Source organism: Zhongshania marina (genome assembly GCF_002915595.1).
Classification (GTDB): domain Bacteria; phylum Pseudomonadota; class Gammaproteobacteria; order Pseudomonadales; family Spongiibacteraceae; genus Spongiibacter; species Spongiibacter marinus_B.
Genome location: NZ_PQGG01000010.1, coordinates 149,895 through 162,440 on the forward strand (window position 1 = coordinate 149,895; position 12,546 = coordinate 162,440).

Annotated in this window: 9 protein-coding genes; 5 read left to right on the forward strand and 4 right to left on the reverse strand. The window is 46.2% G+C overall.

What is annotated here, in order from left to right; genetic code table 11:
• Positions 1-93 precede the first annotated feature (93 nt).
• Positions 94-2,439: a 1-acyl-sn-glycerol-3-phosphate acyltransferase gene (locus C0068_RS04845; RefSeq protein ID WP_103683359.1), complete on the forward strand. Its 2,346-nt coding sequence runs from the start codon at positions 94-96 to the stop codon at positions 2,437-2,439.
• Between the two features lie 12 nt (positions 2,440-2,451).
• On the opposite strand, the gene C0068_RS04850 is transcribed toward C0068_RS04845, so the two are convergent.
• From C0068_RS04850 to C0068_RS04865, 4 genes are all read right to left on the reverse strand, one after another.
• Positions 2,452-3,999: a purple acid phosphatase family protein gene (locus C0068_RS04850; protein ID WP_103683360.1), complete on the reverse strand. Its 1,548-nt coding sequence runs from the start codon at positions 3,997-3,999 to the stop codon at positions 2,452-2,454.
• 269 nt (positions 4,000-4,268) lie between these two features.
• The gene (locus C0068_RS19770) at positions 4,269-5,969 is read right to left on the reverse strand and encodes a molybdopterin-containing oxidoreductase family protein (RefSeq protein WP_158249917.1); all 1,701 of its coding nucleotides are present in this window, start codon (positions 5,967-5,969) and stop codon (positions 4,269-4,271) included.
• Complete coding sequence (locus C0068_RS19775; RefSeq protein ID WP_103683362.1) at positions 5,912-6,454, reverse strand: molybdopterin-dependent oxidoreductase; 543 nt, start codon at positions 6,452-6,454, stop codon at positions 5,912-5,914. Before C0068_RS19775 ends, C0068_RS19770 begins: the two co-directional genes overlap by 58 nt.
• 148 nt (positions 6,455-6,602) lie before the next feature.
• Entirely contained in the window at positions 6,603-7,070 is a 468-nt protein-coding gene (locus tag C0068_RS04865) for a hypothetical protein (RefSeq protein ID WP_103683363.1), read from the reverse strand.
• Positions 7,071-7,538: 468 nt separating this feature from the next.
• Between C0068_RS04865 and C0068_RS04870 the strand changes: the two genes are divergently transcribed.
• From C0068_RS04870 to C0068_RS04885, 4 genes are all read left to right on the forward strand, one after another.
• Positions 7,539-9,944, forward strand: coding sequence for a TonB-dependent receptor (locus C0068_RS04870; protein ID WP_103683364.1), 2,406 nt, complete (start codon positions 7,539-7,541; stop codon positions 9,942-9,944).
• Positions 9,945-10,223: 279 nt separating this feature from the next.
• Positions 10,224-10,736, forward strand: coding sequence for a MarR family winged helix-turn-helix transcriptional regulator (locus C0068_RS04875; protein WP_103683365.1), 513 nt, complete (start codon positions 10,224-10,226; stop codon positions 10,734-10,736).
• A gap of 347 nt (positions 10,737-11,083) precedes the next feature.
• Positions 11,084-11,800, forward strand: coding sequence for a hypothetical protein (locus C0068_RS04880; RefSeq protein WP_103683366.1), 717 nt, complete (start codon positions 11,084-11,086; stop codon positions 11,798-11,800).
• 140 nt (positions 11,801-11,940) lie between these two features.
• The gene (locus tag C0068_RS04885; protein ID WP_103683367.1) at positions 11,941-12,540 is read left to right on the forward strand and encodes a cytochrome c oxidase subunit 3; all 600 of its coding nucleotides are present in this window, start codon (positions 11,941-11,943) and stop codon (positions 12,538-12,540) included.
• Positions 12,541-12,546: the final 6 nt, after the last annotated feature.

Sequence of the window (12,546 nt, forward strand, 5' to 3'; positions counted from 1 at the left end):
AGTAAATCTGTAATCTACCAACAGATTCATAATAAAAGCGTATAAAAATTTTCATAGTGGCGCTCAGTGGTATAGCACTAAAGGAATAGCAATATGCAAGACACTCGCAATAACCCTTGGCCAGAATCCGTCTCCGGCCCCATTGTATTCATTGTCGACAGTATCAATAGAACCGAAAAACGTCTTTTAGAAGACGCTATCCGCAAGCATCAACCCGCAGGCGCCACCTACCACGTTGTACACAGACAATTACGCCAAGCCAGGCGGAGCAGTGCCCGCACCAACACCCAGTTGCTTGAGCTTACAAAATCGAATGACAACCCCTACTTTGTGCCGATACGAATATGCTGGCAAACCCGTTCGCCGCAAAAAATAGCAGGCATATCACTGCGTGATTTAGTTACCGGTAATCGTGAATACCCGGGGTGGATTCAGCAACAACTTAGGCTTCGCAAGGGCAGCGACAGCCACAGCATCACCGTCGGCAACGGCGCGAGTTTAGAGCAGCTAAAAGAAAGTTGCAGCCAACATGTACTCAAACACGGCGGCACAGAAAATCTGGTTAAATTTATTGATCGCTCAGCATTCTTAGCCATAGAGAAAGTGGAACGCAAAACCAAAGGTGCGCGCTACAAAATACCGCAGCTTCTCTCCGACGAAGTTATACGCAAACCCTCGGTGATCAAAGCCTTAACAGAGCTCAGCCAATCCTCAGGCCGCTCTATGGATAGCCTGATCAAAGAAGCAAAACTTTGCCTAGATGAAATGTCAGCAAAGCCAACCACATTAGGTACAGACCTTTTTGCGGCACTCGGCCGTTTTATGTATACCCGAGGCTTCGACAAAAACATTGATTATGCCGACGGTGATATTGAGCGTATTCGCAAGCTGCTCGCTGAAAAACCCGTCGCATTTTTATTTACCCACAAATCTCATATTGATGGTTTTCTATTGATGACCATCTTTCACGATCAAAACTTAACGCCGCTACATTTGTTTGGTGGCATCAATATGAATATGCCGGGTTTCGGCCTGCTAATGCGAAGATCTGGCGCGATATTCATTCGCCGCAGCTTCCAGAACGATGCGGTCTACAAAATAGTATTTAAAAACTACATCGACTATTTAGGTGAAAAGCGCTTCCCATTAATGTGGGCGCTCGAAGGTACGCGTTCGCGAACTGGCAAACTCATGCCACCACGCTACGGCTTGATCAACTATGTAGTCAGCGCCTATATGCGTGACGACGCGCCGGACTTAATACTCATGCCGGTCTCCATCATCTACGATCAAGTGCCCGAAGTCGCTGATTACGACGCCATTCAGGCTGGCGGCAAAAAGCGCCCCGAGTCGGCCTCTTGGTTTATGGAATACATCAGTGGCCTGAAAAATCCCCACGGTAAAATCCACGTTCGATTCGGCGAAGGTGTCACCATTAGCGAACATCTAGATCGCAGCAGCCCGACACCACAGACACGAGACATTCAAAAAATCGCCTTCGAGCTCGCTGTCGACACCAATAACGTCACACCAATAACCGTTAACTCGCTAATCTGCTATGTCATTCTTGAACATGGCCATAAGGCGATAACCTTTAATGAGCTGCATACAGACATTCAAGAACTCATGCAGCTGATTAATATGCTCGGCTTCTCTACTACCACCGACGTACAAAACCTTGACGAAGCCGGCATTAGAAAGTGCCTACTAGAGTTAGACACAACTGGCGTTATCAATACCTTTAACGACGGAATTGAATCGGTTTATATGCTACCGATGGATGCAGGGCGCACAGCGGCCTACTATCGCAATGGCTTAATACACTTTTTCATAACCAGCGCCATTGCCGATCTGGCCTTACTCGCCGTGAGCGAAACCGGCGACGATGCCATTGCTCAGTTCCACAATGAAGCGCTTAAATTACGCGATATGTTTAAGTATGAGTTTTTCTTTGAAGGCTCTAGCGCATTTATCGTGCTGCTGGAACGCGAGCTCGACCAACGCGCACCCGAATGGCGAGACAGCGTTAAGCAGGGTGCCAAAGCCACCCGCAAAATGCTGACGGGCATAGCACCTATTTTGGGTCACGGCACACTGCGTCCCTTTATTGAGGCCTATCTTGTATTAGCGCGCGCTTTACGCATGCAAGCCGTGGGCGAAATTAGTGATCAAAAGCAACTTATTAATCACGCCCTAACCCTTGGCAAGCAACGTGTCCTACAAAAACGTATTCACTGCGAAGAATCGGTGTCCGGCAGTTATTTTGAAAACGCCATTAAAATAGCCGAAAACCAAGACCTTCTAAAAGCCGGTGACGACGCGGTTGCTGGTCGCCAGCGCTGGCTAGAAGAGCTGCGAGCGATTTCCGCCAACGTGCGCTTTTTGGCGTCTATCGCTGACGCCAAGCGTTTGGCAGTACGAACGCAGCTAGAACAATAAAACTACCGTGAATTAACCGCAGTGCCGAAGGGCACGGCGGTTTCTGTCATGGGTGTGGGCGGCAATGGCTTCAAAGTTTTTCAGCAGTACGTCAGGCCCGCGGGCGGGCATTGCACATTGACTGCAGGCAAGCAGCGACTTAGCGCTTATTTCAGCACTGTCGAGCACTTCGAAAACACCTTCACTATACTCACGACCAGCATCAGACATATCTAAGGGTGGTGCGCCAATATAGTCGATTTTGATTTTTCCCTTACTCACTTTGTAATGGGCGAAACCAATTCCGACGAAACTGGATTCTGACCAAATCTGGGTGCCGTCATCGTCCAATAAGCGAATCGACGCGCCGCCAGTACCCACCATCATTTGCACATAGCCCAAGGGATTTGGAAGGCCCAAGAACATCGGTGCCGAACGCTGATAGATGTGATCGTGACCAACAATAACAAGGTCGACGCCGTAACGCAGGAATATATTTTCTTCTAAAGCCACCAGGGTAAAGTTGGCTGGACTTCGATCTAGCTGATCCGTCCATATGGTGAAATGCTGCATCACAATAATAAAATCGATCTCCCCACGCAGGCGGCGAAAGGCTGCATTGGCGAGATCGACTTCAATATTCAAAAGCTCTTCGGGTAGCGTACCATCCCCAATTAAAGCACCGGCAGTCGTCACTAAAAAATGGACGCGATTATAATCAAAGGAGTAAAAAGTACTGCCCGGATCATTAGCCCCAAACGACGACGTTAAGGGTTTGGGAGGATGACTAAAACGATTTTTAAAGGTATCGCCACCAAAATCTTTTTGCTCATGATTCCCCGGTGCAACCATTGTAATTCGGCTCGCTAACAGGGGCTGTACTTGGTCAAACCACACATCCCATATTTGTTGATCGCCGTTGGCGTAAGACAAATCCCCAGCGAGCATCAATAAATCTGACGGCGTTCGCATCACTTCTGCAGTGACTAACTGGGCAAGCTCGCCAGTGCCGTGGTCGCCAAAGTGAATAAAACTCCACTCCTCTTTAGGGCTTGGCTTAATGACATAAACCGCCGACCAGCCACCCTCGTCAGACCCAACGCGGTAACACAAAGGGCGGTCGGGATCTATACCATCAGCACTCGCCCTGTGAGTAAAACTTTCAATCCCCGTTGTTTGCGAACTACTCGCCTCAACACTAAATTCAAATGGGTCATTTTGTATCGCAAACTCATCAGCGTCGTCATCGAAAGAAGAAAACTCAAGCCAAGATAGCGGTGCGTCTTCACCGTCGGTAAACCAGGTAATCGTCCGCGAGCTGTGGCTATCGCCCACCAAGCTACTATGCAAGCCTCGCGGCATCATCGGCCCCGGCACTTCCGTGTCGGGAATGGGTTCCGGCTGCGGCGTGGGCTCTGGCACTGGCTCCGGCGTAATAAGCGAACCGTCAGTGCTGCGGCTACTCCCTCCTCCCCCACAGGCAGTTAAGGCTAAACCTGCAAGGCTCGCCGCCACAAAACGGCGACGTGTTAGGGGCCGCAATGGAAGCGGGCGTGAAGTCGGATCGCGAGGTAAAGACATAGAAAACTCCAGCGTTTATGCTCGCCAAAGTCTATGCCCACCCTATTAAGAATTAATGACAGGGCCAGTCCCTATAAAACCGCATACCTCTTGTACGGCTTTACAAGCTCCCCAGCACACTCATACCACCATTATTAAAGCGATCTTCTATTTCCCCAATAAATATTCATTAAATACAAAACTCAACAGTGCAATTTTCCAAAGACATTCAGCATCACCGCCCTATACCGATGTTTGATCGCCTCAGCGCCAAAAATAAACAGATGCCTTTATTGAAGAGCAGACACAGCAACAAAGGTACCATTAAGACTTGGCATGCCAGAAAGCTCATCTAAGTCATCACTAGCAATCAGTAAATTGCGATTCACCCCTTTTACCTCAGAATCCGTGCCATTGACGGGATCAAAAAGACGAGAGCCCCAGCCATGGGGTATACAAACCGTACCTGGGGCAATCTTTTCTGACACCATGGTCTTAATATCAGTTTGTCCAATGCTCGAGCGTACTCGAACAATTTGATTATCTTCAATTGCATATCTTTCTGCATCGCTGGGATGAATTTCGATAAAGTCACCGCCGATCCCTTTGCGCTTAACCGTTTCTACAAGCCAGCTATTCATCATGGTGTTATCTCGAAGACTCACCAGTTGCAACGGGTAATCTGACTGGGCTTCAAGCCCTTCACTACTATTGACTCGACGCTGAAGTGCAGCCACAAAGTTAACTGGTGCTGCGGCAATTTTACCATCTACTGTTTTAAGAGCTGACTTGAGGTGACCGTAGGTTTTTTCGCCATAAACCAAACCTTGTGGCTGATTGGCAATATCTTTCCAGCGCAGCGGGGTAGCCAGCTTGACGATTAAAGCCCAAATCCAACGAACATTAAACGCGAGCCGAGGATTTTTAGTCAACTGTGCTAATTTTCGACTCAGCCTAATCACTGCATTGAATCCCAGCACACCATTGAATGGCGCCTTCATGGCAAGGCATAGATCGACGTAAAAGTCCCACTCCGTTTTTACGCCATTAGGCGGCGGCACCACTTGTCGTCCAAGCTGGGTGAAAGACCGATCATAAAAGCCACTGAACAGCAGATAAAACTCGTCTCGCTCCAAGAAATGACTTCCTGGTATCAACCAATCAGCGTGACGGTGACTCTCCCGCTGAAAAAAGTCGATCGCAACGAGTAAATCCAGATCTTCAAATGCAGCATCAAGACGCGCCCCATCTGGACCAGAAATCACAGGATTACCACCGTTTATAATTAATGCACGAATTTGGTCCTCACCTGGCGTAAGAATCTCATCGGCGAGTATCGCCAAAGGATAAGCGCCAGAAATTGCTTCGTGGTTACCAATTCTGCTTCGGCGCGCAATCGGCGGAGCTAGTTTATCCAGAAATTTGAGCGCATCTTTAAAGACGCCATGACTAAAATAACGTCCCCCTTGCTTATCAATACGGCCGGTAATGAGGTTCAATACATGACTTAGCCATTCCGCCACAGTGCCGTTCTTATTTTGCGAAATACCGGTTCTAGCAACACAAACAGCAGAGTTTGCTTTCGCAAAACGGGTTGCAATATCAACTATCTGCTCGACCGCTACGCCGCAACGCAGCGACAAGTCTGCTATATCTGCTCCCTCCGCGATTTCTTGAATAATAGATACGCCTGAAGCAGCATTACAGTCTTCTTGATGTTGCCAAGAGTGTTCAAATACAACCTTAATAATAGCAAGCAACAGCGCCCAATCTTGACCCGGTTTAACACGGACATGGGTATTAGCTTTGCGGGTGGTTTGCGTTTCTCGCGGGTCGACCACGATTAAATCGGCACCGCGGGCTTGCGCTGCTATTATGCGGTTCCATCCATCCGCCACAATATCTAGCCAAACCATTTTACTTACTGCGGGATTCATCCCCAAAAACAAGAAACAATCTGCATGATCCACATCGGGGATAAGAATCGCCATTTCAGAACCGTACATTTCTCGACAGACAGCTGTAAATTATTGGTGTCTAGCGAGCCAACGTAATACGCATTATTACTTTTAATAGCCTTCATAAAGCCGCTTTGGGCTATTGTGCCAGGCTGATTATGTGCCCCAGGATTGCCCAAATACGTTGCTATCGAATTCGCGCCGTGTCGATTGCGAATTAAGTTAAGGCGCTTAGCAATATCCTCTACGGCCTCTTCATAAGTAGCCTCAACATATTTATCCCCGACCCTCTTCATTGGCTGACGAAGTCGTTTAGCGTGGTCTATCAGTTGATTAGCCGAACCGCCTTTCGAACAAAAATCTTTCCAGTTGTTCGGGTGGTCTTTATCAGGACCTATACGAAAAATAGTTTTGCCATCGGTTTCGACATCCAGCCCGCAACTTGCTAAGCAAATTCGACAAAAGGTTTTTTCCACTCGATGCTCAAGATTGGCATCAACGGCATTGCTTGTATTCATCGCTATTTTCAGCTTATTAGAATTATCTTATGGCAATAATAGGGCCTGTTAAGCAACGTATTCACAAAAGCCAGCAGACCTTAAAGATACGTGAAATTGAAATAGACGTGTACAAGGTGGAGCTTGTACACGTTGTTCTTAGCTTTTACTACAGTGGTAGCAGTGTTAAAAAGTCAAACGGAAGACCACCGCCCAATCCAGGAATCAATAGAGCAGGCAAGTCAAAACCACCACCTGAGAGCGGCGCAGTGAGACTGCCAACAGAAGGCAACTGCTCAAGTAATGCGATGTTTGGAACTGCTAACAACTTAGGCAGCGCTGGAGCGGCAGGTAACATATTATCAAGCGGACCTGTTAAACCGCTTAACCCTTGGGTAAACAGGCCTGCACCCGAGCCAGCGAGGCTAAGAACATCATTAATAGGGACAGCTGAAAGTAACCCAGTGACGGTCGATACTGGCTGCCCGAGCAGATCGATTGGCAAGCCCAAATTATTTATTGCTCCGGTAACCTGGGTCAACGGACTAGTAAGTGCGAAGGTTTGCGCAGAGCTATTTGCTATTACGCAAACATTTATTGCCGCGGCAACCGCAATGAATTTTAAAAATGATTTCATTATTATCCCCTTATAAATCAATGGTCTTACATTGCTTGTTCGCTACTGCCTTGCCAAGGATTACTTAGCAAAAACAGCACGCATCAAAAATAAGTACACATACATTACACCAGTGTATTATATTAACTGCAAGAATAATTTACTTAGCAATTGAGGGCTCACAATCTAGCCATAAGTTATCTTATTGTTTTTATTAACATTTTATGATTCTGCGACGGAGATTAAGTACGCATACATAAAATAATTTGACAAACAATAATAATCGTTACTATGCTACACCGGTCTAATACTTGTATTTATAAAGTATTAAAAAGAAGATCAGGGTTACTGTGCCAAATGACACACAAAATCTTGTTACGGTAGCCGCACGAGTATAACTACTTGAAAAATCAGGGTATTGAGAATGTATATATATTTTTCAATATCCTGAATTAGTTATTAATAATGAATAAATACCGAGGGTGAATCATGAGAAAAGATGTGCTGGCCGTTGCAATTGCATCGCTGTCCTTTTACGCGGGCGGCGTTTTAGCGCAAAATGCTGGAGGCGAAACCAAAAAAAGCAGCAACCGTCTTCTTGAAGAGGTTGTGGTCACGGCTCAAAAACGTGAAGAAGATTCGCAGGATGTTCCTATTTCGATTCAAGCATTTTCTGGCGAAAAATTGGATGCATTTGGTATAGAAGACACTGCAGACCTAGAAAAAATCACCCCCGGCCTCAGCTTCACGTACACCTTAGGTTACACCGTTGTATATCTTCGAGGCGTGGGTAGTGATGGGTTTTTACCCAACGCCGATCCCAGCATTGCAACCTATATTGATGGAATAAACATACCCGCGACCCAGGGTAAACAAGATGCACTAGGGCCAGTCAAACGGGTGGAGGTGTTAAAAGGCCCTCAAGGTACACTGTTTGGCCGTAACGCGACAGGCGGAGCGATCAGTATCGTAACCGAGGACCCACCATTAGATGAAATAGTGGGTAGCATACAGTACGCAGCCGGCAATTATGACAGCCAAGAAATGCAGGCGTATTTTGCATTTCCCCTCTGGGATGGCGCCGGCCTCGCTTTAGCGGGCTTTGAAGATACCCATGAAAATTATGGTACTAACTTCGTGAACGGCGTAGAGCGCCCATGGCGAGAAGATCATAGCCGTGGTTTACGAGCTAAATTTAAATGGGATATTGTAGACAGCTTATCGTTGACGTTAATAGCTTCGCAAATCGACCAGTACAATGGTGCCTCTCTTGTCCAAGAAAACACTAGACCAACTGCAATACTGAATGTAGGCGCCACACCAGACCCTTTAGATAGAAACACTCATACTGACCAAGAAGGTGGTAATTCGTCGGTAAATGAACTATTTGGCGCGACCATAGAGTGGCGCCCAGGTCCAGTAGATGTAAAATTTATCTATGGTGACCAGTTTGCCAATGCTGATACCGGCCAATACGACTACGACAGCACTGACGAACCAAAAGTAGGTTTTGTCGTATACAATCAGCCTAACGAACAAAAAACTTACGAATTACAAGTACTTTCAAACGCAGAGACCCCATTTAGCGACTCCTTTGAATGGGTTGCTGGTCTATATCATTTAGAAGGTGAGGGCGGCTTTGACAGGCTATTTCTAGAGATAAGCGCCCCTGGCTTAGTGGCATCACCACTTGGAAATCTTCTCGGCGGCCTTGTTGAACAACTTACTGATTATATCTTCCTAGAATCATCAGGAATATTGGCAACAGAGGCCACCTCGGCGTTCTTCCAAGGTACCTATAAATTTACTGATGAGCTGCTATTGACTTTAGGTGCACGCTACCAAGAAGAAACACGCGGTATTTCTAATACTTACCTAGACTTAGTTAACCCACTCCTAGGTAGGCCGCCGCAATCTTATTTTGAAGGCAACGATTATTCTCGCAATATTCGTATTAGCAACTTTAGCGTACCTGATATTAATGACACCACCGTGTCACCCAAAATTGCGGTGCAATGGTTCGCTACAGACAACTCACAAGTATATTCTTCGTTGCAGCGAGCTTACAAAAGCCCAACCTACAATATTGTTAACTTCTTTGGCAACCCAGATCCAACTGAGAGGGAAGAAGTAACCGCATTTGAAATAGGGTTTAAATCTGAATGGCTAGATAGTACGCTCCGCCTCAATGGTGCGGCTTACTACACCGAAACGAAAGAGCTAGTAACCGCACTACTATCATTAACCTCTGGGGGGATTGTTCGATTTGACAATGCCGGCGAAGCGATAACGTCTGGCGCGGAAATTGACTTCCAATGGCAGCCAATGCCTAACTGGAACCCCGGCTTAGCGATCACCGGCGGCATGAGCTACATCGATGCTGAATATACCGACTATAAAGACGGCGCTGGCTTTGACGACGACACTGGCCTCTACTTTGGCCCCAATGCACCCACCGACACCGTTGGTGACTTGCTAGGCATTCCACTGCCGATAACTAGTGCGGACTTTCTCAATGGTCCCCGTGATTTCACCGGCAACAGGGTAGTGCGTACGCCCCGCACTAGCTCAAGCGTATCTTTAAACCAGTTTATCGAAGCTGGTGATATTGGTAACTTTGAGTTCGGTTTGGATTACAGCTACAAAGGAGAGATTTTCACAACGCCACAAAACTCTGAGTTCTTCATTATACCGCAGTATGAAATCTGGTCTGCCAGAGCATCATGGTTCTACGACCCGTGGGGTATACAGCTAACAGGATTTGTTAACAACTTAAAAGACAAAGACTATCTAACGTCTCGCTTGGCATCAGACTTTGGCCGCGGCGACACTCTCGCACCGCCAAAATTGTACGGACTAAAGCTGAAATGGAACTTCGATACATTCCTGAACTGAGCATAGCCGAGACCTTCTCAGCGTTAGTCTTACGTATCAAGGGCTACTGTTAACTACTCCGGCAAGGTGGGCCCCACCCTACTTGCCGACCTTTTGAGCTGCTATATTATAGCGGCTCCTTTTTTTTCCCTCGCCATAAAAAATTAATACTCTCATCATCAGTGCAAACAAAGCCCAACCATAAATCCAATGATTAGCATCGATAATTTCCGCATATCGCTTGCGCGCCACCGCTAGATCACTAGAATAGCGCAAGGTATTTAAATGACGGAGAGTTGAATGAGAGGTATAGAACGGCTTAGATCCGTTGAGCGAAGCTCTGGACCACTAGCGAAAGCGCTTCCAGAGCTACCCCAAGATGAAACCATTTTAGTTCGACTGCTTCGTGTGTCTGGTTACGGCTTAAGTGACTATTTCTCTGACGTCTTTAAAAGCCTTGGCATTACCGAAAATATGTACCACCTACTAGCTGTGTTGTCTGCAAGTGGTGCCGGTCAAAACTCCCCCACCGAACTCAGTGAATTAATTGGAACCGGCCGCGCAAATATGACGAAATTCATAGCAACGCTTGAAAAAAACAACTATGTAAGAAGAGAGAGCGGTAAAGTCGACGCCAGAAGCAACATGGTTATCATTACAAAAGAAGGCAAGGCGTTGGTAAAACGCATCACACCCTTGGTTTCAATTCCCATTGAAAATGCATTTTCAGGTTTAAGTAAAAACGAAAAAGCTACGCTAACAAAATTACTGCGTAAAACCATTATCTCGTTAGACAACGCCAAAACCTCTTAATCTTATTGGTGACAACAGCAGCTTACAATCAACAGTTGTTGTCACTTTAATAGCAATCAATATAGCCAACAGCCTACCAACAGCTCTCGCCTCAACATAAGCCTAGTCGATCGCATAAACTAATCAGCACAACATAGCTACAAGCAATAATTTAATTTGCATACATATATTACACCAGTGTAATATATTTAGGATTGATAAGTGCAGCTTTTCCTAAAATCAAGTTTGTGCGTTAACGCCATTAAGACAACTACGCGATACCAGCTTAATACGAGATCATGATTGCTTCTCATTTTATTTTTTTATAATTAATTTTCTGTGTATATTGCTAAAAATGGATACTTCCTATGGATGAAAACACAAAGCTCATGTACCAGCGCTTGTCGCTATACAGTGGCCCGTTCTTTGTCATTACCTTTGTTATATTTTGGGCGTGGATGGGCGACAATTTACCGCCGCCGCACCCAGACTGGCCGGCACAGGCGTTTACCGATAGATACGTCGAACATCTAACCGGAATCCGCGTTGGCTTCCTTGTAGCACTAATTACTATCTGCTTTTACCTACCATGGACGGGATATGTAACTGCCCGCATGATGCGCATAGAGCGCGGCCACTATCCGGTACTGTCATATCTACAACTGATGGGCGGATGCCTTACGGTAATGGTTGTCTCTATCAGCATGTTTTGCTGGGTTGTAGCAGCTCAGCGGCCAGAGCGCTCACCAGAGTTGACACAAATGTTAACCGATGCTGGCTGGCTCATGAATGACACCGTCTACATGTGCACCACGCTCCAGATGTTTGCCATGGCGCTATGTTTTCTCCACGACAAAACTAGCAAGATACCGGTAATGCCTAATTGGGCTAACTACCTAACCATTTTTTGTGGTGCGACTTTTTTTCCAGCAAGTCTCACAGCTATTTTACGCGATGGTCCCTTCGCCTATGACGGCCTTATCGGGTTTTGGCTCCCTTACCCTGCTTGGCTAATTTGGTTATTTGTTGCGACCTACTACCTAATCAAAGACCTTAATCGGCGCGTTGCAGATGGCGAAGACTAAGCTTTAAGCCTACACCGCGATGAATAAAAACCTTTTTTACAATAAAATCACGCACTGATTTATATAAAAAGGGGATATAGCACTCCAGCCCTCACCGCAGCGGTAAGGGCTGAGCAACAAGCAATACCAGAGGCCATAAAATGAGTACAGACTCTGCAACAAGCTCACCACCACTAACAAATAAAATCAAACGACACCTTCCAGGTGTAGAAGGTGTGTGGGCTTTTATCTTTGCCGACATGGTGGTATTCGCAGTGATGTTTGGCAGTTTTATGTATGATCGCAGCCAAAACCTAGCCCTTTTCGAAAAAAGTCGGCAGGCATTAAATTTAGATTTAGGCGGCATAAATACCTTACTTCTTCTCACTAGCTCAATGTTAGTAGTGCTTGCCTTGAACGCACTGAAGCTTGCTAAACCGCGCTTAGCGCCAATCTTTTTTGCACTAGCTTTGACGTGTGGCCTTACCTTTATTGTTTTAAAAGCCATTGAATATAATCAAAAGTTTGATGCCGGAATCTCAATATTAAGCAACGACTTTTTTATGTATTACTTTGTCATGACGGGAATGCATCTTGGCCACGTTGTAGTGGGCAATGCTATCTTGGCAGTCTTATTATACAAATCAAGGTCAGCGAAAGCCGGCGATAGCATAACTGCCTATGAAAGCGGTGCAACATACTGGCACATGGTCGACCTGTTATGGATTTGCCTCTTCCCTCTCTTGTATTTAGTACGGTAAATAACA

Excerpts from the sequence above, each read along its gene's own strand:
- C0068_RS04880 (WP_103683366.1), top strand. The coding sequence starts at position 11,084 with ATGGATGAAAACACAAAGCTCATGTACCAGCGCTTGTCGCTATACAGT.
- C0068_RS04870 (WP_103683364.1), top strand. The coding sequence starts at position 7,539 with ATGAGAAAAGATGTGCTGGCCGTTGCAATTGCATCGCTGTCCTTTTAC.
- C0068_RS04865 (WP_103683363.1), bottom strand. The coding sequence starts at position 7,070 with ATGAAATCATTTTTAAAATTCATTGCGGTTGCCGCGGCAATAAATGTT.
- C0068_RS04845 (WP_103683359.1), top strand. The coding sequence starts at position 94 with ATGCAAGACACTCGCAATAACCCTTGGCCAGAATCCGTCTCCGGCCCC.
- C0068_RS19770 (WP_158249917.1), bottom strand. The coding sequence starts at position 5,969 with ATGGCGATTCTTATCCCCGATGTGGATCATGCAGATTGTTTCTTGTTT.
- C0068_RS04885 (WP_103683367.1), top strand. The coding sequence starts at position 11,941 with ATGAGTACAGACTCTGCAACAAGCTCACCACCACTAACAAATAAAATC.
- C0068_RS04850 (WP_103683360.1), bottom strand. The coding sequence starts at position 3,999 with ATGTCTTTACCTCGCGATCCGACTTCACGCCCGCTTCCATTGCGGCCC.
- C0068_RS19775 (WP_103683362.1), bottom strand. The coding sequence starts at position 6,454 with ATGAATACAAGCAATGCCGTTGATGCCAATCTTGAGCATCGAGTGGAA.
- C0068_RS04875 (WP_103683365.1), top strand. The coding sequence starts at position 10,224 with ATGAGAGGTATAGAACGGCTTAGATCCGTTGAGCGAAGCTCTGGACCA.